The organism is Psychromonas sp. Urea-02u-13, from assembly GCF_002835995.1.
Classification (GTDB): Bacteria; Pseudomonadota; Gammaproteobacteria; order Enterobacterales; family Psychromonadaceae; genus Psychromonas.
Genome location: NZ_PJBZ01000049.1, coordinates 14214 through 35135, shown reverse-complemented (window position 1 = coordinate 35135; position 20922 = coordinate 14214). Strand labels below are relative to the sequence as shown.

The window sequence follows — 20922 nt, the reverse complement described above, 5'->3', positions numbered from 1 at the left end:
AAAAACTTCGCTCAGGCACAAAAGAGTTTGAGTCTTTTAGCGAAAAAAAGTTACTATTCGTCTAATTTAAGTTCAATGAGAAAGTTTATGAAAGAATATCAAGCTCAAACAGACGGTTTAATCAACAAGACGGTGTTAATTACCGGCGCTGGTGATGGTATTGGTAAGACCTTGGCACTGCAATGTGCTGAACAAGGCGCAACGGTTATTTTACTGGGCAAAACCGTCAAGAAATTAGAAGCCGTTTATGATCAAATTGAAAAGTTAGGTAAACAACAGGCATCAATTTTACCCGTTGACCTTAATGGCGCAAGCGAAACACATTACGCAGACTTAGCAGATACGATTAAACGCGAATACGGTAAATTAGATGCGCTAGTACATAACGCGAGCCAGTTAGGTGTATTAGGCCCTTTTGCTCAAATTGAAAAATCCACCTGGGATGAAGTAATACAAACCAATCTCACGGCACAGTTTATGTTAACTAAAGCATTAATACCGGTACTTGCGCTTGCAGAGCATGCTTCAACGATCTTCACGACCTCAAGTGTAGGTAATTCAGGAAGAGCTTATTGGGGCGCTTATAGTGTCTCTAAATTTGCAACAGAGGGCATGATGCAAACACTGGCCGATGAATTTGAAAACAGTACGTTACGCTTTAATGCGATTAATCCAGGGGCAACCCGTACAGGAATGCGTGCAAATGCATTTCCGGGCGAAGACACGTCATTATTAAAAACGCCAATAGAGATTATGCCCACTTACCTTTACTTGTTAAGTGATGACAGCATCGCAGTGACCGGACAGCGTATTAACGCACAATAAGCACTAAAAAGTAAAAACTCAGGCAAGCCTGAGTTTTTTTAATATATTTTCTCACCAACAATCGGCCGCGTGCGTAATAACTTTAGCGCCCACATATACTGGCTACGATCTTCATCAATCAACTTTTCAATCGCACGGTTCATAATCTTAGTATCTTCAAGTTCATCGCCGCTCGGAATCTCGGTCAACGGCGCATGGAAAAACACATCGTATTTTGCCGTTTTTTCGTTGTATGACGTATAAAATGGGATAACCACGGCTTTACCTAATTTAGCCAATCGGCCGATCATAGGCAAGGTTGCTTTTTGGGTGCCATAAAAATCACTAAATACACTGTTTTCACGGCCGTGATCTTCATCGGGTAAATAATAAAAATGGGTTTTATCACGCAAGCTTTTAATGGCAGGTTTTAAGCCTTCACTGCGGTGATAAAGTGCACCTTTACCACTTAAATGGGTAAAACGAGTACGGTAGCGTGTAACAAACCAATCAAAGATAGGGTTTTTATAATCTTTAAACATGCTTGAAAGTGGGTAACCGCGTGCATTGATAGCAGCAATACCACCAAAATCTAAACCATAACAATGCGGGCCTAAGAAGATAATGGATTTACCGGCTTTTTCAGCGGCGATAATATGTTCTTCACCGACAACATGGCTGCGCGATAGAATATGTTTATGGCTACGAAAGAAAAGCTCACCCAGCGATAATGATATCTGTGCAATGGCTTTTATGTTTTTACGCATTAATGCGTCTTTATCTTCTTCACTGTATTCAGGAAAACATAAACCGAGGTTTATAAAAGCAATTTTTTTTCGCTTGTTTAAGAATTTTTTAGTATAAATAAATTTAGCGACAAGTGCTGCAAAACGATCGCGTAATCGAATGGGGCAAAAACTAAATAAGAATAATAGAAATAATAACGACCAGGTTACCCAATATTTTGGATGTAGGTGTTTTAATTTTAGAGATGTATCGAAACTAGATTTGTACTGAATCATTTTTAGGCCTTTGACAAGCTAAGAATGAGGAGGTGGGTGGCAGACTCCCCAGCAAACCCTCGGCACTTGAATCACTTACTATGGCTGCTGCCTTCCGGCTCTGACCAGGTTAATAAGTTATCAATGCGAGGAACCAAGAAGCCTACCATTGTCACTGTTATCAAGTCTGTGTGCCGACTTGATGTGATGAATTATACGTATCTAAACAACGAGATCAACTGCTATTTACAGTTTATAGTTCGACTGCTTAATTAAACAACAAAACGCTAAAAAAACAGTTTGATAGCGACTAATAATAATACAATAGAGAAGGATTTTTTTAATTTATCTGCCGGTAATTGATGAACAAGCTTCGCACCCACCTTGGCAAAAATAGTACTACTAATAATAATACCTAATGTTGCGGGCAAATAAACGTAACCCAGGCTGTATTCGGGTAAGTTATTATTGTTCCATCCTGTTAACAGATAACCGATAGTGCCTGAAAGTGCGATCGGAAAACCGGTCAGCGCAGACGTTGCGATGGCATTGGTTATTTTTATACGGTACAAAGTTAATATCGGTACCACTAAAGAGCCCCCTGCAATACCAAAAAGGCCTGAGATACTGCCAATAGCAGTGCCTAAAGTAGCCAGCCCGAAGGTTTTTGGTAAGACCAGTGCCCCTTTAGGTTTCCACGATGTCCACATTTGGAAAGCAACTGTTAAACTGTACAGCGCAAACACTTTTTGTAATAGTGGACCGGAGACCATTTCAGCAAAATAAGCCCCTATCAAGCCCCCAAATAACATACCGATGCTCAGTTTCACTGCTAACGACCAATAGATAGCTTGTTTTTTATGGTGTACATAGATAGCGCTGAGAGAGGTAAAAATAATAGTAGAGAGGGAGGTGCCAACAGCAATGTGGGTTAATACTTCGGGAGGAAAGTGAAGGTAACTAAAAGTAAAAATCAGTGCGGGCACAATGATAATGCCCCCACCTAATCCAAAAACACCCGCAATTAACCCCGCCACCGCGCCAAGTAAAATATAACCTAGCAGCATCATCATTAAATGATGCCTTTGACGATTCTATCTGCTTTAGTACGACGCATGCGTACTATTATTTTTTTAACGTGATCAGGATAATTGTTGACCCCTTGTAACTGACTTGGGTCAGTAATTAGCAAGGTATTGGCAAATATCTGTTGTGATTCTTTGTCGATTAACGGCTTTAATTGTTGCTTAGGATCGTCAATCAGCAAACCATTTTCTACATCTAATCGCCACGCTCTTGGGTTTAAATTGTGCCCCGTTAACATCATAAAGCGATTATCAACATACAGACCTTTAAGATGGAAACTGTTTTGATCATGTAACCACAGGTTGAGTTTTAACTGTCCTGACTGCAACATTTTTTGATGCTTAGTCGCAAAACGTTTTAAATTGGTTTCATAAAGATAAGGTAACGCGCCAATCGTACGGAAAGGTTTATCTTTAGGAATATAAAAATCGTTAGCGGTTTTATCACCCACTACAATAGATAATTTGACCCCACGTTTTAACAGCGCACCGATATCACGTTCAATGGCGGTCGGAAGGTTAAAATAGGGTGTGAAGATCACTATTTCTTGTTGCGCACTTTGTAATAACTTACGAATAGTTTTATTCAATTTATTATTACGCGTCCCTAAGCCACAAAGGGGTGTCACCGCCAAACAATCAGAGGTGCGTTCACCTTCATACTCAAAGCGTGCTTGTTTTAGATTTCTGGTGAGCTTTTTATGAGCGGCTTTTAGCTCGCTCATCGGTGTGATCACATCTGTATTTAAACGTGCAACGGCCCCACTGCTGATGATCTCTTTGTTTAAAAAAGAAACCATAGAGTCGGCTAATTTCACATTATGAATTAACCAGTAACGATCGTAACGATAGCGCTCTTCTTGATGCAGATATATGTTATTAAAACTTGCACCGCTATATAAAATTTGTTCGTCAAAGATAAAACCTTTGAGGTGTTGTACACCAAAAAGTTCTTTCCGTTTGACAGGTATACCGATAATTTTAACACCAAGACCCTGTGCTTTTTCAATTTCTTGATACCAGGATGCGTTAGTAGATGTTGCTTTTTTCTCGCCAATTAACCCACGTTGTGCACGATGATAGTCAATGCAAACAATGATATTTAATGCGGGATTCGCTTTTTTTGCCGCATACAATGCCATTAAAATGTCACTACCGGCTTCGTCAGATTCTAAATAAAGTGCGGTTAAATAGATGCGGTATTTAGCCTTTTCTATTTGTGTTAACAGTTCAGCTTTAAAAGATTTAGATGAGAATAGACAATCAACCGATTGCTCATCAAGCGGAATTTTGCGCAGGTTATTTAAAAAAGCGAGACTTTGATTTATTCGACTACTCATGGCACTCATTTTATAGAAAAGGGCTACCCTGATAAAACAAGATAACCCTAGTTACATTAGTAATATGGAATTAGATTACTTTCGCAATCGCATCACACAATGGTTGCATATTATCTTTTGTCATTCCGGCAACAGAAATACGCCCAGAGCCAACGATGTAAACAGCAAACTCATCTTTTAGACGTGTTACTTGCTCAACCGTTAGGCCAGAAAATGAGAACATACCGTTTTGACGGCTGATAAAACTGTAATCACCCTCAACCCCTTTTTCTTTTAAGGTTGCGACAAAAAGATCACGCATTTCTTGAATACGAACACGCATATCAGCCACTTCTATATTCCACTGTGCGTATAACTCAGCGTCTTCTAGTATAGTGGTAACAATAGCAGCACCATGTGCTGGCGGGTTCGAATAGTTAGAACGAATACCTGATTTAATCTGGCTAAAGGCTGCATCTGCAATGTCGCTATCTTCTGCAACTAAAGTGATGCCACCCACACGTTCATTGTATAAACCAAAGTTTTTAGAGAAAGAGTTTGCCACTAAAAGCTCTTTATTGTACTTAGCAAAGATACGTAAACCCTGTGCATCTTCCTCAATACCTTTAGCAAAACCTTGGTATGCAAAATCAAAGAAAGGCACAGCGCCTATATCAGCGATTAATTTAGCTAATATTTCCCATTGTTCAATCGTTGGATCAATACCCGTTGGGTTATGACAACAACCGTGGAAAAGCACTAAGTCACCATCTTCTACGTTTTGTAGCGAAGCCACCATTGCATCAAAATCTAAATCTTTTGTTTCAGCATTGTAATAATCATAACTTGCAACGCTTAGACCCGCAGTGGTAAATACATTACCGTGATTAGCCCACGTTGGGTTACTTACCCAAATTCTTCTAATGCCTAACTTTTTACGTGCAAAGTCAGCACCAGTGCGTAATGCACCCGTACCGCCAGGTACTTGCGCTGTACGCGCACGATTACTAGTAATAATTTCAGAATCAGCACCAAATAACAATTTTTGTACCGCAGCGCCGTAGGCTGCGATACCTTCAATGGTTAGATAGCTTTTTGTTTTTTCCGTTGCAAGTAGACGCTTCTCTGCTTCTTTTACCGTTGCTAAAATAGGTGTTTGACCACTTTCATCTTTATAGATACCAACCCCTAGGTTGATTTTTTCGCTACGTGCATCTTTTTTAAATGCATCTGTTAACCCAAGAATCGGATCAGCAGACGCCATACTTACTTGTTCAAACATAATTCTTCCTTTATTAACTGGCAATGGTGTTTATGTTATTTAATGTAATGCTAAATAAGCGCATGGTCGGCGTAAAGCAAAGATTGCCGAACCCATTTTTATATAAACATATGATTCAAGTGTTGTTATACCATCCCAACACTTTATCAATCAATTTATTCTGACAATTTCTTGTCTAAATCGGCAATTTTAGCTTTCCAAATAGCCGGTCCTTGCGAATGCACATTATTACCGTCACTATCGACGGCAACAGTCACCGGCATATCTTCAACTTCAAATTCGTAAATTGCTTCCATTCCTAGCTCTTCAAAAGCCACAATACGTGATTTTTTAATCGCTTTAGAAACAAGATAAGCTGCCCCACCCACCGCCATTAAATACACTGATTTATGTTTAGCAATTGAGTCTACCGTCGCTTGACCACGCTCCGATTTACCAATCATGCCTAAAAGACCCGTTTCTTCTAACATAAAGTCTGTAAATTTATCCATACGTGTCGCTGTTGTTGGCCCAGCAGGACCGACCACTTCATCACGGACTGCATCAACAGGCCCAACGTAATAAATAAAGCGCCCTTTAAAGTCAACACCTTCAGGTAAACCTTTACCTGAAGAGATAAGTTCATGAATCTTTTTATGGGCAGCATCGCGACCAGTTAATATTTTCCCCGATAACAACAAAGTATCGCCACTTTTCCAAGCTGACATATCAGCTTTACTTAGCCCATCGACATTAACGCGATGTGTATTTTCACCCGCTTCGCGTGTGATTTCAGGCCAATCAGTCAATTTAGGAATATGTAGTTCCGCTTCGCCACTTCCATCTAGGGTGAAATGTGTATGGCGAGTTGCGGCACAATTAGGAATCATCACCACAGGTTTAGAAGCCGCATGTGTTGGACAACTTTTAATTTTAATGTCTAACACAGTAGTCAGACCGCCAAGGCCTTGTGCGCCAATACCTAAGCCGTTTACTCTGTTCATTATTTCAAGGCGTAGTTTTTCATCATTGGTTAACACAACATCTTTTTGTAATGCTTTTTGTTGAAGTTCGACAATATCAACCGGTTCCATTAATGATTCTTTTGCCATAATCGCCGCTTTTTCGACCGTACCACCAATACCTATGCCTAACATACCCGGCGGACACCAACCAGCGCCCATGCTTGGCACGGTTTTCTCTACCCAGTCTGCAATTGAATCAGAAGGGTTCAGCATAGCCATTTTGGCTTTGTTTTCAGAACCGCCACCTTTTGCTGCAATCATTATTTCCACGGTATTACCGCGTACCATTTCAACATGCACAACCGAAGGGGTATTATCTTTAGTATTTTTACGCGCACCATCAGGGTCGCTGACAATAGAAGCACGTAGCGGATTACTAGGATCTAAATAGGCTTTACGTACGCCGGCGTCAACCAACTCTTGTACGGTTAAATCACTTTCAAAACGTACGTCCATACCAATTTTCACAAAGGTAGTGACAATGCCGGTATCTTGACAGATAGGTCTTTTGCCTTCGGCTGACATACGTGAGTTAATCAATATTTGTGCAATGGCATCTTTGGCAGCTGGATTCTCTTCAATTTGATATGCTTTGTCCATCGCCTCAATAAAATCGAGAGGATGATAGTAAGAGATAAACTGTAGTGCGCTTGCAACACTATTAACAAAATCTTGCTGTTTAATAACGGTCATGTAAAACTCCAAAAAGTAGCTGATATCTATTCGATTGAATGGTAATCTGCCCTGCAAAAACCACAACCCATTTGTTACAAAACTGTTGCCTAAATTCGAATATATATGACTAACTGCCCTACAAATATACAAATTCAAGATATTACATTAACAAAAATGCAATTTGAGTCTCTCAAAACGACACTTAGCCAAGTTAAATGGGCTATTTTTTTAGAGTCGGCCGATAATGATCATGTTGATAGTCACTGGTCCATATTAAGTAGTGATCCTATTGCGACCTTACAGTCAAGTTCAGGCGTTTGTACTTATCAGCAAGGGCAACTTTGTGAACAACATATTACAGACCCGTTTACGTTAATGAATGAAAAGCGTTTAGCGCTGTTTAATCACCCTTCAAGTAACGAACATTTCCCTTTTCTAGGTGGCCTACTTGGTATCATTAATTACGAATTAGGTTACCAGTTTGAAGAGATCAAACATGCTCTGCATCCCAAAGCCTTAGCCTTACCCGAGTTAAGTATCGGCTTCTATGATTGGGCGCTTTTATACAACCATAAAGCAGACCGCTTTTATTTGGTTACCCAGCAGACAGCACTTTCAACATTATCAGCGCAGGCACAATGGCAGCACCGCTACGATTGGTTAATGGAAAAAACAGTTAGCACCGTAAAATTAATGCCCTTTTCCTTGTCTGGTGAATGGCAAGCAAATATGACTAAGCAGCAATACTGTCAAAAATTTAATAAAATTCAGGATTACATCCTCAGTGGCGACTGTTATCAGGTTAACCTTGCACAGCGATTTAACGCGACCTATCAAGGTGATGAGTATCAAGCTTATCTAGCATTACTCGCCGATAACCGCCCTCCTTTTGCCGCGTTCATGCGTTTACCAGAGCAAAGTATTTTATCCTTATCACCAGAGCGATTTTTAAAGTTAGATAACGGTATTGTGCAAAGTAAACCTATCAAAGGAACGCGCCCGCGCTTTCAAGACCCGATATTAGATAAAGACAGCCGTTTACAATTGCAAGCCTCGGAAAAAGATCGCAGTGAAAACCTCATGATTGTGGATTTATTACGTAATGATATAGGCCGAGTTTGCCAACCTGGTAGCGTAAAAGTCCCGAGCTTATTTGAGGTTGAAAGCTTCCCTGCCGTGCATCATTTAGTCAGCACAGTTAAAGGGCATTTAGCCAAACCACATCAAGTTGAAGATTTATTACGAGCTTGTTTTCCAGGCGGCTCTATTACCGGGGCACCCAAAATACGTTCGATGGAAATAATTGCAGAATTAGAGCCTGATCGTAGACAAAGCTATTGTGGCAGTATTGGTTATATTAATGGTAATGGTGAGATGGATATGAATATTGCGATTCGTACCCTTATTTGCGTAGAGGGTCAGATATATTGTTGGGCTGGCGGCGGATTAGTCGCCGACTCTCAAGTTGATGCTGAATATCAAGAGTGTTTTGACAAGGTCAGTAAAATACTGCCTTGTCTACAGGCGTTAAATGCTAACGGCGACTAACGAGTAGGTAAGTCGATATCTGCAAATAACTTATTAACTTCGTCGGTATATTTAAGCTGAATCGCTTTTTCAACTAATGGACGCGTTAAATGGGGTGCAAAACGCACCATAAACTCGTACATATAATCTCTTAAGAAAGACCCTTTTCTAAAACCGATGCTAGTCGTACTTGATTTAAATATATGGCTAGCATCAATAACACAAAAATCGTCATCATCTTCGTCCATTGCCATACTTGCTACCACTCCGACACCTAAACCTAAACGTACGTAAGTTTTGATCACATCAGCATCTGTGGCGGTAAACACGACGTTAGGCGTAAAACCCGCAGCATTAAACGCTTCATCTAACTCAGAGCGCCCTGTAAAGCCAAATATATAAGTCACAATAGGATGCTTGGCAATATCTTCTACGCTGATATTTTTTATTTTAGCGAGAGGATGATCCTTGGGCACGATCACACTACGATTCCAGTGATAACACGGCAGCATAATTAAATCTTGATACAGATGCGTCGCTTCTGTTGCAATGGCAAAGTCAGTTTTACCTTTAACCACAGACTCACTGATTTGCGTTGGCGTACCCTGATGCATATGCAGTGAAACTTGCGGATAACGCTTTATAAAGCCTTGAATAACTTCAGGCAGTGCATAACGCGCTTGCGTATGTGTCGTGGCAATATTCAACGTGCCTTGATCAGGCTGCGTGTATTGTCTCGCTACCGATTTAATACTCTCAACTTTACCTAATATTTCAGACGCATAACGAATGACTTCTTTGCCTGCTGGTGTAACCTGTGTAAGGTGTTTACCACTGCGTTCAAAAACCTGAATGCCTAATTCATCTTCTAACATACGCACCTGTTTACTGATACCAGGTTGTGATGTAAAGAGGCTTTCAGCGGTCGCTGAAACATTAAGATTATGGTTTAACACTTCAACGATGTAACGCAATTGCTGTAATTTCATATATTTGCCAATAGTTATGCTATTTTTAATAAGGGTATAATTTTAAGTTTATCAGAGTTCTAATAAATACGCAGTGATAGTTTGATACACTACGCATTAATACTTAAATGACCATTATGATCAAACACAACAACAGCTTACGAGAAAACGACATGAACAACCAAGATAAACTCGATTTCAGTACCATTTTAGCCACTAGTGCGCATGATATGAAAAATTCACTTTTTATGTTGCAACAGTCAATAGAAACCTTAGACAGCGCGGATAATTTAAGCGTAAAACAACATAAAGACTTTGCTGATTTGCATTATCAAACCGCACGTATTAATGGCACGCTGATGCAGTTATTAGCCTTATACCGCGATGAGCAGAACTCACTTCCTGTTTATATTGAAGAACAGAGTGTTAAAGAAGTATTGGTTGAAGTTATTGATAAAAACCAACTTTATCTTAACTGCCATGATATAAAAATCGATTTTGAGGTCGATGAAGAGTTATTGGGTTATTTTGATAGAGACTTAATCACCTATTTAATCGGTGATATTTTTGTTAATGCACTTCGCCACAGTAAAACACGTATTACGTTGCGCGCATTTTTTGCAAATGATTACCTCAATATACAGGTAGAAGATGACGGAGATGGTTATCCTCAACACATGCTTTCAGTGAGTGAAAACAACCAGGCAGACTTTAATGCCAATAAAGGAAGAAGCGGACTTGGTCTATTATTTGCAAAGAAAATAGCAGCAGAACACAAAAGTAAGCAACTACAAGGTCACATTTTATTGGAAAATAAACAACAATCATGCGGAAGTATATTTACCTTGCGCTTACCTTAATGCAAACTATGCTGTCGTTAACTCACTTGTCTATATATTTTAAATGAGAACTTATGCTATTCCCCATTATTTTAACACTCGTTGGATTGCTCTTTTTTGTAATGGTAGGTTACAACATCGTGCAACAATACAAACAAAAAATTGAAGCAGAGAAGCGTATCGCGATCAGTAAACAACGAGCCGTTATTTCTGAAGTTGATGAATTACTGTTAAACGCAACCCGTATGCCGTTTAGTAAGTCATTATTACTAATTTTACAAAATCGTATTCGTAATGCCCTGTTGTTGATGCTTAAAAGCTCACCGAATAACAATGCGGTGCGTGATCATCTAAAAAACACCGATGCACAAATCCAACAGGTCCGTGCCAATTACACGCCACCAGACGAAAGTGTTTTTCGCACACCTGAAAACGATAAAGAAGCACTGGCGCTATTACAAGTGACTAAAAAAATTCGTGCCGTATTACGTTCAGAACATGCTAAAGGAAAAATTAATACGCAGATTTTTGTGGCAGAGGATCACCGTTTAGAAATCATGCAGTTAAAAATTAATCTTGAGAACGGTATCAAACGTATTATGGATGCTAAAAATGTCAAACAATTTGGTAGTGCGAATCAAATGATTAATAAACTGGTCAAAATTCTGAGCAGTATTCCAGATAAAGATAGCTATTTAGACAAGAAACAAGCACAACTGTTAAGCGTTAAAGCTGAGATCAAAACTTACTTAGTAGAGCATAACGACCAAGAGCTTGCGGCTATCAAAGCGAAAGATGTTGAGAAACAAAACGATCTTGACGTACTTTTCCAAGATAAGAAAAAATGGTAAAGCGCTTTTTAACTGATCTATATCAAATTAGTAACATAAAGTGATCAACCCATTAAAAACATTGACCTACGTCATTACCAAGTCGATATATTCTCATTAATATTGGTTGATACTCCACTACAGAGTATTGGCCGAAATTAATTAAACTAACAATGAGAATGCTATGTCGCAGTTAAATGAAAAGCAACTTGTCCAATTTAAGGGACAATTAGATGATCAGCAGGCTCAAGTTCGCTTAACGATCAATACTATCTTTGATGCTTCTAGCCATATCAGTCACCACCTTGCCGTTAAAAACTTAGCACGCCTATCAACGGATGAACTGATCGAGTTTACGCTTAAAGTGGATATCCCTGAGTTAACAAAAAACATCGAAATACTGAAAAAGATTGATGCGTCATTAGTGAGTATAGAACTAGGTATGTACGGTTTATGCTCAGATTGTGAAAGTGAAATAATACAGGCCTTGTTAGAGCGTGATCCAACCACGCAACGTTGCCCGGATTGTGAAGCTAAATACCAAAAACAGCGATACAATAACTACCGATTATGAGTGCCCTATGTTTCCAATTAGTTACAGTGTATAATTGGAGGGGCATTTTACCTTCAATTACTTAGAGTCTGCACCTTGGCAAATAATAATTCAGTTTCAACTCCACAGACATTATCGTGTTTATCTCCTTCGCAGTGCACAACTGACTTTTCAGAACAGTTAGCATTGCCTATTCCGAGTGAACAAAATTGGCTCAACCTTTTTCCTGTCGCCGTACAACGAATCAATCATTTTCTTAAATTGCCAATGCCACTACTGTTCCTAAATGCACAATATTGGCAGACAGCGAAAAGCATCGTTACTGCGTGTAATACCAGTAAAAATCCGTTGTTAGCACTACAAGATTATGACCAAGAAAGACTTTTTGGTCGCATTAACAGCTTGAATAAAGAACACGTATCAACAGTGCCGGGTGAAATATTCAATTATAAAGATGGCATTTTGATGTTACACATCAGCCCTTTATTAGTTAATCCTCGACTGTGGTTCTTGCTGAAAACGTTCCTATTAACTGAGCAGATTCCTAAAAGTGCAGCCGTTAATAGCGACAAATTACATTCAGCCCTGCCTGACTCGTTTAGTGAAAAACTTAAAACTAAAATCATACTGGTTGCTAATCGTTACCAACTAGATGAACTTACCCAGATTGATCCTGATTTTTCACAAATTAATTCATTATTTACTGAACTAACCAGTGATATTAAAAGCACTCCTGATAACATTAAATCACTGCAAAAATACATTCACAGTCTCGTCGCGAAAAATGCACTAGCCTCATTATCAAACGACGCTTTTAAAGTGTTACTTGAGCAACTAGCACGACAATGTGAACATCAACATAAATTGCTTTTTTCACCACAATTTATGGAATCACTGTTAGCCTATGCACACTTGTTGTATGTTCAAGATACTAATACTCAAGGGTTTATTGACGCGACACATATCGAACAAGCATTAGCATTGCAGCATAAAGCACAATCAAATGCGCAAAACTTTAGTGATCAAGCGTTAGTTGAACAACAGTTAAAAATTCAACTTCAAGGTGAAATGATAGGACAGATTAATGGCCTGTCAGTGGTTGAATTGATGGGTTACCCAACAGAATTTGGTGAGATTTTTAGAATTTCAGCCAGTGATATGATGGGCGACGGCGAGATTATTGATGTTGAACGAAAAGTGGAACTTGCAGGTAATATACATGCCAAAAGCACGTTAATTGTTCAAGGTTACTTAAACCACTTTTTCACCCATGTCGCTAACTTCCCTTTCTCATGTAATGTTGTGTTTGAACAATCTTACCAAGAGAGCGATGGCGATAGTGCATCATTAGCGATTTTGCTTGCGGTGACTTCCTGTTACGCACAGAAACCAATTGCACAAAACCTATTTGTTACGGGTGCATTAGACCAACATGGTAATGTATTAGCGATTGGTGGCATTAACCAAAAAATCGAATCGATTACACGCTTATTTTCACTTGGATTATTAAGTGAACCGGTAACCGTCTTAATGCCTAAAGCGAATGAAATTAACCTGATATTAAGTAAAGAAACATTAAATCTGATCAGCACTCAAAAAATTAAGGTTTATGCCATTCAACACTCGCTTGAGGCATTTCCTTATGCAATGTCTCATAGCTTTGAAGCCGTACTAGAAATGATTAATAAACGTATCCTCTTTTTACACAAAGAGGATGATGATGAGCCACCGAGCTTTGTCACAAAATGTCTAAATTTGTTGCGATAAATCGCATAGTTAGCTAAAGTAACGGACATTATTTGCCATTGTAAAGTAATTCATTAACAGCAATTCCATTCAGATAAGAAAGTGACTATGACAAAAACTGTATCCCAAAAAGAGTTGGGTAAAAACTCTTACACTAAAGAAGAACTGATTCAATGTGGTAAAGGCGAATTATTCGGCCCAGGCAATTGCCAACTACCAGTTGATAAAATGTTAATGCTAGATCGTATTATCACTATCACAGAAGATGGCGGTGAACACGGTAAAGGCGAATTAGTTGCTGAGCTTGATATTGACAAAGCACTTTGGTTCTTTGAATGTCACTTCCCTGGTGACCCTGTAATGCCAGGCTGTTTAGGCCTTGATGCAATGTGGCAATTAGTTGGCTTCTTCCTAGGTTGGAGCGGTGGTCCTGGTAAAGGCCGTGCACTAGGTGTAGGTGCAGTTAAATTTACAGGCCAAGTTTTACCTACCGCTAAAAAAGTAACTTACCGCATTACAATGAAACGCCTTATTATGCGTCGTTTAGTAATGGGTATTGCTGATGGTGTTGTTGAAGTAGATGGTAAAGTTATCTACGCAGCAGAAGATCTTAAAGTTGGTTTATTTGTTGATACAACAAGTTTCTAATTTTTAAAAAATCATGACCCGTAAAAAGCACTCCCTACCCCGTAGGCAGTGCTTTATTTTTATGTGCATTTTATACCAACTCCACTAAATAGCGGATCTATTTTACTTGTTAAAACAACTTACTTCTACGTTGTAAATTTCGTAAAGGGAATAACCATTAAAGAATTAAAGTCTTTAATTTAATTCTCCGACAGGGGCTAACGAAGTTAATCCCTTGAAAAACGTCAACTTACGCCTTGAATTAAGCCGTTTTTCCTACGCAAAATTTAGATCTCATACTTAATGGAATTGATATTAATATTTATTATTCAAAGGAATGAAAATGAAAGGACTGTTTAAACTCTTTAAAGCAGCGGCAAAACTTTTCAATATCACACGCTTAATTATTATTAATTCAATATTTTTTATTATTGTACTCATTTTTGTCGTGGCTTTAGGTAGCGAAGATGAGCAAGTGACGATTGCCGAAAACAGCATTTTACAGCTAAATTTTAATGGTAATATTGTTGAGCAAAAACAGCCCGTTGATTTTTCAGCAGCGCTCTCAAAGCAATTAATGAGTGATAATGAAAAAGTCTCTGAATATGCCATTGATGAGGTTTTACAGGTTATCCGCCATGCACAGCATGATCCTAAAGTGGATTCTATTTTATTAGATCTTTCTGGTTTACAGAGTGCAAGTCTCAATAATATTAACAGTATTGGTCGCGCGCTTGATCAATTTAAATCAAACAATAAAAACATTGTTGCCACTGCAGACAGTTACTCTCAAATCCAATATTTATTAGCCAGTTACGCTGATGACATCTATTTAGATCCACAAGGTATGGTCTTATTACAGGGTTTTTCTGTTTATCGATTATATTTTAAAGAGTTATTAGATAATCTATTAATTACACCGCACATTTTTAAAGTTGGCACGTTCAAATCATTTGTTGAACCCTTCACAGATAAACAGATGTCTAAAGCCAGTAAAATCGCAAACTCGCATTGGTTAAATCAACTTTGGCAAGGTTACATTGAAACCGTCATCACGCAGCGTCAAGGTACCAACATTACCGCACAATCCGTTTCGCCGACGCTGATTCAGCTCAATAAAGGCTTAAAAAAAGCGCAGGGTAACACTGCAAAATATGCACAGCAGGTTGGCCTTGTTGACCAGTTATTGCCACGTTACAAAGTGCTTAAAAAACTGGAGCAAGATGATGCTCAATGGATAAGTTACACGCATTACCAAAGTACGATGCCCGCATTATATGAACAAGACATTACTGACGATCTGGTCGCGCTGATTCACGGCCAAGGAGAGATATTAGCCGGGACCCAAGCGAGCAATGCCATTGGCGGTGATAGTTTTTCTAAATTATTACAAAACGCATTAAAAAATAAACGTGTAAAAGCCGTGGTTATTCGCCTAGATACCCCCGGTGGTAGTGCATTTGCCTCTGAAAAAATTCGCCAACATGTTTTAGACCTGAAAGCAGCCGGTAAACCAGTCGTTGTTTCAATGGGCAGTGTGAGTGCATCGGGCGGTTATTGGATAGCCTCAGCCGCTGACCATCTCATCGCGTCACCAACGACATTAACCGGCTCGATCGGTATCTTTGGCATGTTTGCTAGTGTCGATAAAGCACTCAATAAATTAGGTATCTATAACGATGGTGTCGGCACTAGCCCACTGTCTAGCATCGACCCTACACGTGAGCTTGATCCGGCACTTGCTGAAATTTTACAACTCGGTATTGAAAGTGGCTATAAGCAATTCTTATCCGTTGTAAGCGAAGGACGGGGCATGAGCTTAGAAGAAGTCGACAAGGTTGCACAAGGCCGTGTTTGGACGGGTGTTGATGCTAAATCATTAGGCTTAGTTGATCAGTTAGGTTCATTGCAAGATGCGATTAACCAAGCGGCTACTTTGGCTAAATTGAGCGATTATAAAGTCCAACCTATCAAGAAAACTATTTCAGCGAAACAACAGCTGGTTAACGAAATATTCTCGACGGGCATAAAAATGATTCCCCAGAGCTTACAAGTAAACCCTGTTCTGTTTAGTGCTTTCGACACAGTGCAAAAACAGACCACGCTGATCACGACCTTTAACGATCCCAAAGGACATTACCTGTATTGCCCAATGTGTTTCATTAATAACTAACAAAAATTAAGATAAATAGAGGCCACGGTAAGGCAGCTTAAATAAGTTCAAAAGCAATTAACTACGAAGGCACGAAGAAGAAACTTAAATCTCTTTTTCGTGTTCTCTGTGTAACGCAGTGGCTTCGTGGTTGTCTTTAGTTATTATTTCTGCCTTAACCTTTTTACCTCGTTAGGTGAGCATTAACAGAAACGCGATCAACAATGATGAGTCATAACAAAGAGCCTTTCATGCCAATCAAAATATTTTCACTGCAATTTTATACACAATCGGGCGATCTTAAGCCCCCGACTTATTTCTATTATGGATTGTTATTTTTAGCACGTACCTGGGCTTTGCTGATCATATCAGTCGCGTCTCGCGAAACGGGTAATAAACTATTAGCCATTTTCTATCCTGATAAAACACATTTTTATTTGGGGCTCACCTCAGGGCTGATTGCAATTATATTATTTCTTTTAGCAGGGAGAGATCACGATAAACATCCGTTCATCTGTAAACTTTGGCAACATGCTTATCCCTTTTTATTGTTAAGCATCTGTTTCGATTTAGCTTTGCAGCTTTATTACCTTTACCTTGATCGATTCCAATACTCGATAGAAGCATCGGTACAACTCGTGCTGGTTATTTGGCTACTATTATTGTGTGTGCGTGGTAAACATCTTAAGGCAAGTTTTAAACGTGTTGGCAGTTAGCAGGTATTAATTGATGAGTATGAAGTGGTATCGAATAAATAAGAGTGTAGCTCGCCATTGATGCGCCTACACTCTAGATAAAAGTTTCTTTAGATTAATGCAGTTTCAAACGTGGGCGTAAAATGCGGTTAATACGCTCTACTAAAGTCATTAATGCTGTTTTAACATAACCGTGTAACGCAACTTGATGCATGCGGTATAAAGAGATGTAAACTAAACGCGCCAAGCGCCCCTCTATCTTCATCGACCCTTTCATTAAATTACCCATCAAGCTACCTACTGTACTGTAGTTACTCAATGAGACTAAAGAGCCATAATCCGTATATTTATATTCACATAACGGTTTTTCTTTCAGTGTCGCTAAAATATTCTTAGCCACTAAAGACGCCATTTGGTGAGCAGATTGCGCGCGTGGAGGTACGAACCCACCACCTGGTAATGCACAACTTGCACAGTCACCAATAGCATAGATAGTATCGTCAAGCGTTGTCTGTAACGTCGCTTTAACAACCAACTGATTAATACGATTCGTTTCAAGCCCTGCAATATCTTTTAAGAAATTGGGTGCTTTAATACCGGCGGCCCAAACAATTAAATCAGCTTCAATCAGCTCGCCACTTTTAGTCAACAGACCTTTATCAGTCGCTTCTGTCACCATTGTTTTGGTGCGTACATCCACGCCTAATTTTAATAGTTCTTGATGTGCAGAGCCTGAAATTCGCTCAGGTAGTGCCGGTAATATTTTATCACCCGCTTCTACTAAGCTCACTTTCAAATCGGTACTGTTGATATGTTCAAAACCGTAACTCGATACTTGCTCTAAAGAGTTATACAACTCTGCAGAAAGCTCAACACCCGTCGCACCGGCACCAACAATCGCAACACTCACTTGTTTCGTTTCTTGTACACCTAATTGTAAATACTTATTAAGCATTAAATGGTGAAACTTTTTAGCCTGTTGAGGACTATCTAAAAAGATGCAGTTCTCACTCACGCCTTTAGTATTAAAGTCGTTACTAACACTGCCTAATGCCACGACTAAAATATCATAATTTAATTTGCTCTCAGGTAAAATTTGAGTGCCATCGGTATCAATCAATTTATCCAAGTGAATTAGTTTGTTTTCGCGATCAATATCTTTTAATGCAGCCAGTTTAAAATTAAAACCATGGTTTTTTGCATGTGCGCGATAACTGACAGCATCGATACCATCATCGAGTGATCCAGCTGCAAGTTCATGTAACAGGGGTTTCCAAAGGTGTGTGCTGTTTTTATCGACTAAAGTGATATGCGCCTTGCCTTTTCTCCCTAGTTTATTACCCAGTTCAGTTGCTAATTCTAAGCCACCTGCTCCACCGCCTACGATAACGATCTTATTCATGGTATTTCCTCTAATATTTAGTTTCATTATTATTCTGATAACAAAATGATAATGAAACAAAACATCGACTAAAAATGTAGATCACAAAATAGTGTAATATTATTACAAATGCAATAGATTTGTTAAATATTGAGGGAGTTTTTAAGAGGAGATAGTAATTAAATTACAAATTGATAACAAGGTAGCTGAATGTTGTCCTAAATGCCCGTTATCATTCAAAATGCGTAATTGATAACGGGTATATACCCATGCTACTTCAAGATGCAAAGTCAGCAAGGTAAATTGTGCCGAGATACTAGGCATAAAATTGAAGCCTAGTTATTCTAAGTCGAAATTTTATAACGACGTAGATGGGTACAAGTTGCCTTGCTCTGGTTATCGAGCTTGTTCCTGACAAAGCATCTTGAGGTAGCATGGGTATAATATTAAGATTGTTCTTTAAATTTTTTGATGGTTTGTAAATGATGAGAGATATCCTGAAATTTATGACCTTGTTTTTCGTCAAAAATAATTTCATAGTACTCTGATAATTCATGATCACTCTTAGCAGAGTCCATCATTTCATCTGTTTTAGACAGAAAGCATAAACAGTTTTTACTGTTTTTAGCCCTAAAATCACTGACACATTTAGTATCAATATCAAAATACTCTTCTGGCCACTCAATTTTACCCACCATGTTATCTTCAGGATGTAAATTAGGGTTAAGAATCACCTGCTTAATACCACACAAAAAACCGATGCGTTCACTCCAAAATCCCCCTAAACCCACACCACAAATTAGCGGTGCTTTATCTTCACTACTTTGAATATGTTTATGCACCTCTTTGAGGATGTGGCTCATATCGTGTTTGGGATGAATAGTGCTGTAATGTACAAAACGTACATCATCATCAATAAATTTTAATTGCATCACTTTTTCATGGTTTCCGGGACTTGTGGCATCAAAACCGTGTAGATAAATGATCATTAATTATTCCGCCTTTATTCTTATAATTGATACTTAGCGATCTTACAGTTGCCCTTATTGAGCTTGTAACCAGTTTATGGAAATAACCGCCAAGTGCAAGCACAGCAATGAACTTATTAGATCCGATCGGCAAAGTGCATCAATTTTTGATGATTTTCTATCCAGATAGGATTTTTATTAAGTGGCATCGAGCATTTATTACCTTGATGGCGCATTTTAATAATAGCGTCATCATTTTGTATTTTAGGAATAATAAGTGCATCCAATATCGAGATAGCCGCATCACTGTCGTTGCAAGCAAGAATAAGATCACAACCCGCATCTAACGCACTGCGCGCACGAGTCACATGATTACCAACAAAACTTGCCCCATGCATCGATAAATCATCACTAATGATGACACCAGAAAATCCTAATTGTTGACGTAACACTTTCTGCAACCAATAAGCAGAAAATCCAGCAGGTTGTTCATCGCATTGCTCATACACAACATGTGAAGGCATTACCGCTGTTAATAGGTCTTTATCAATTAAAGATTTAAAGGGCGCGATATCAGTAGCCATAATGTCGACTAAGCTACGCGAATCAACGGGCAATGCCACATGAGAGTCTGCTTTCACATTACCGTGCCCAGGGAAGTGCTTACCCGTTGATACCATACCCATTGCTTGCATACCTTTGATATAAGCTGTCGTTAGCGCAGTAACGTGCTCGGGTGTTTGTGCAAAAGCACGTGTGCCAATCACATCAGAGATGCCATTAATATCAACCACCGGGGCAAAGCTAAAATCAATATCACAGGCAATGAGTTCACTTGCCATAATCCAAGCACTTGCATAAGCTAAGATTTTTGCTTCTTCGAGTGAGCTATGTAGTAATAAATCACCGGCTGCAGGTAAAATTGTAAAGTCGTCTCTAAAACGCTGTACTCGTCCACCTTCGTGGTCAACGGCAATCACAATGTCTTTCTGAGCGTATAAACGAATTTGCGCAACTAACTCTTTTAATTGCACAATATTATAAAAATTACGCGTAAATAAAATAACACCTGCCACTAATGGATGTGCTAATACTTCTTTTTCCTGCGCATTTAATTCATAACCAATGACATCTAATATTACGGGTCTCATACTTTTCCTATTATTTTTTATTAATGCGATTGCTATTATCAGTCAAAAAAAAACCAGCTAGGCTGGTTTTTTTAGTCAGTACATACCCGTTACCAATCAAGGTGCTTTGTTCAGTCACTAGCTCGGGTACCAAGACAAGACGCAACATGATGACCTTTCGAGCAATTAACTGCGTTAATTCTCTATCGGTAGAATGAAATAAAATACTTTCATTCTTTAATGGCTAGCCCTTATCAAATGTTGCAACGCAGAATTGCCATGGTTACATAAATAAGCGAGCTAGCGACCCGTAGGGCAAGCGATGAGGCAAACATC

The 20922-nt window shown here is 39.0% G+C and carries 19 protein-coding genes and 1 other RNA gene; 9 read left to right on the top strand and 11 right to left on the bottom strand.

The window, feature by feature from the left end; genetic code table 11:
* Nucleotides 1-87 precede the first annotated feature (87 nt).
* Nucleotides 88-825, top strand: coding sequence for a YciK family oxidoreductase (locus tag CXF74_RS07540; RefSeq protein WP_101081806.1), 738 nt, complete (start codon nt 88-90; stop codon nt 823-825).
* A gap of 38 nt (nt 826-863) precedes the next feature.
* On the opposite strand, the gene lpxM is transcribed toward CXF74_RS07540, so the two are convergent.
* The 6 genes from lpxM to CXF74_RS07510 form a co-directional block, all read right to left on the bottom strand.
* On the bottom strand, nt 864-1826 hold the full coding sequence (lpxM, locus tag CXF74_RS07535; protein WP_101081805.1) for a lauroyl-Kdo(2)-lipid IV(A) myristoyltransferase: 963 nt from the start codon (nt 1824-1826) through the stop codon (nt 864-866).
* 42 nt (nt 1827-1868) lie between these two features.
* Nucleotides 1869-1966: signal recognition particle sRNA small type (ffs, locus tag CXF74_RS07530), an RNA gene on the bottom strand.
* 126 nt (nt 1967-2092) lie between these two features.
* Nucleotides 2093-2878 carry a sulfite exporter TauE/SafE family protein gene (locus CXF74_RS07525; protein ID WP_198552813.1) on the bottom strand — a complete coding sequence of 262 codons (786 nt, stop codon included), beginning with the start codon at nt 2876-2878 and terminating at the stop codon, nt 2093-2095.
* Nucleotides 2878-4230 carry a CDP-diacylglycerol--serine O-phosphatidyltransferase gene (pssA, locus tag CXF74_RS07520; protein ID WP_101081804.1) on the bottom strand — a complete coding sequence of 451 codons (1353 nt, stop codon included), beginning with the start codon at nt 4228-4230 and terminating at the stop codon, nt 2878-2880. Before pssA ends, CXF74_RS07525 begins: the two co-directional genes overlap by 1 nt.
* Nucleotides 4231-4300: 70 nt before the next feature.
* Nucleotides 4301-5494, bottom strand: coding sequence for an amino acid aminotransferase (locus tag CXF74_RS07515; RefSeq protein ID WP_442965944.1), 1194 nt, complete (start codon nt 5492-5494; stop codon nt 4301-4303).
* A gap of 152 nt (nt 5495-5646) precedes the next feature.
* Nucleotides 5647-7188 (bottom strand): fumarate hydratase, encoded by a 1542-nt coding sequence (locus tag CXF74_RS07510; protein WP_101081802.1) that lies wholly within the window; start codon nt 7186-7188, stop codon nt 5647-5649.
* 105 nt (nt 7189-7293) lie between these two features.
* On the opposite strand from CXF74_RS07510, the gene pabB reads away from it, so the two are divergent.
* Nucleotides 7294-8718: an aminodeoxychorismate synthase component I gene (gene pabB, locus CXF74_RS07505; protein WP_101081801.1), complete on the top strand. Its 1425-nt coding sequence runs from the start codon at nt 7294-7296 to the stop codon at nt 8716-8718.
* On the opposite strand, the gene cysB is transcribed toward pabB, so the two are convergent.
* Nucleotides 8715-9686 carry an HTH-type transcriptional regulator CysB gene (cysB, locus tag CXF74_RS07500; protein WP_101081800.1) on the bottom strand — a complete coding sequence of 324 codons (972 nt, stop codon included), beginning with the start codon at nt 9684-9686 and terminating at the stop codon, nt 8715-8717. The genes pabB and cysB overlap by 4 nt on opposite strands.
* Before the next feature lie 116 nt (nt 9687-9802).
* On the opposite strand from cysB, the gene CXF74_RS07495 reads away from it, so the two are divergent.
* From CXF74_RS07495 to CXF74_RS07465, 7 genes are all read left to right on the top strand, one after another.
* Entirely contained in the window at nt 9803-10525 is a 723-nt protein-coding gene (locus CXF74_RS07495; protein WP_232772469.1) for a sensor histidine kinase, read from the top strand.
* 53 nt (nt 10526-10578) lie between these two features.
* The gene (locus CXF74_RS07490; protein WP_101081798.1) at nt 10579-11355 is read left to right on the top strand and encodes a DNA repair ATPase; all 777 of its coding nucleotides are present in this window, start codon (nt 10579-10581) and stop codon (nt 11353-11355) included.
* A gap of 163 nt (nt 11356-11518) precedes the next feature.
* Nucleotides 11519-11908, top strand: a complete 390-nt coding sequence (locus CXF74_RS07485) for a TraR/DksA family transcriptional regulator (protein WP_101081797.1) — start codon at nt 11519-11521, stop codon at nt 11906-11908.
* A 75-nt stretch (nt 11909-11983) separates the two neighbouring features.
* Nucleotides 11984-13654, top strand: coding sequence for an AAA family ATPase (locus tag CXF74_RS07480; RefSeq protein WP_101081796.1), 1671 nt, complete (start codon nt 11984-11986; stop codon nt 13652-13654).
* An 87-nt stretch (nt 13655-13741) separates the two neighbouring features.
* Nucleotides 13742-14281, top strand: a complete 540-nt coding sequence (fabA, locus tag CXF74_RS07475) for a bifunctional 3-hydroxydecanoyl-ACP dehydratase/trans-2-decenoyl-ACP isomerase (protein WP_101081795.1) — start codon at nt 13742-13744, stop codon at nt 14279-14281.
* A 322-nt stretch (nt 14282-14603) separates the two neighbouring features.
* Complete coding sequence (gene sppA / locus CXF74_RS07470; protein WP_101081794.1) at nt 14604-16433, top strand: signal peptide peptidase SppA; 1830 nt, start codon at nt 14604-14606, stop codon at nt 16431-16433.
* A 230-nt stretch (nt 16434-16663) separates the two neighbouring features.
* The gene (locus CXF74_RS07465; protein WP_101081793.1) at nt 16664-17128 is read left to right on the top strand and encodes a DUF2919 domain-containing protein; all 465 of its coding nucleotides are present in this window, start codon (nt 16664-16666) and stop codon (nt 17126-17128) included.
* A gap of 94 nt (nt 17129-17222) precedes the next feature.
* Here CXF74_RS07465 and CXF74_RS07460 read toward each other — a convergent pair whose 3' ends face one another.
* The 4 genes from CXF74_RS07460 to nagZ form a co-directional block, all read right to left on the bottom strand.
* Nucleotides 17223-18509, bottom strand: coding sequence for an NAD(P)/FAD-dependent oxidoreductase (locus tag CXF74_RS07460; RefSeq protein ID WP_101081792.1), 1287 nt, complete (start codon nt 18507-18509; stop codon nt 17223-17225).
* A 141-nt stretch (nt 18510-18650) separates the two neighbouring features.
* Complete coding sequence (locus tag CXF74_RS21925; protein ID WP_157822349.1) at nt 18651-18812, bottom strand: hypothetical protein; 162 nt, start codon at nt 18810-18812, stop codon at nt 18651-18653.
* A gap of 122 nt (nt 18813-18934) precedes the next feature.
* Nucleotides 18935-19477, bottom strand: a complete 543-nt coding sequence (gene ycfP, locus CXF74_RS07455) for an alpha/beta hydrolase YcfP (RefSeq protein WP_101081791.1) — start codon at nt 19475-19477, stop codon at nt 18935-18937.
* Between the two features lie 116 nt (nt 19478-19593).
* Nucleotides 19594-20607: a beta-N-acetylhexosaminidase gene (nagZ, locus tag CXF74_RS07450; RefSeq protein WP_101081790.1), complete on the bottom strand. Its 1014-nt coding sequence runs from the start codon at nt 20605-20607 to the stop codon at nt 19594-19596.
* Nucleotides 20608-20922 lie beyond the last annotated feature (315 nt).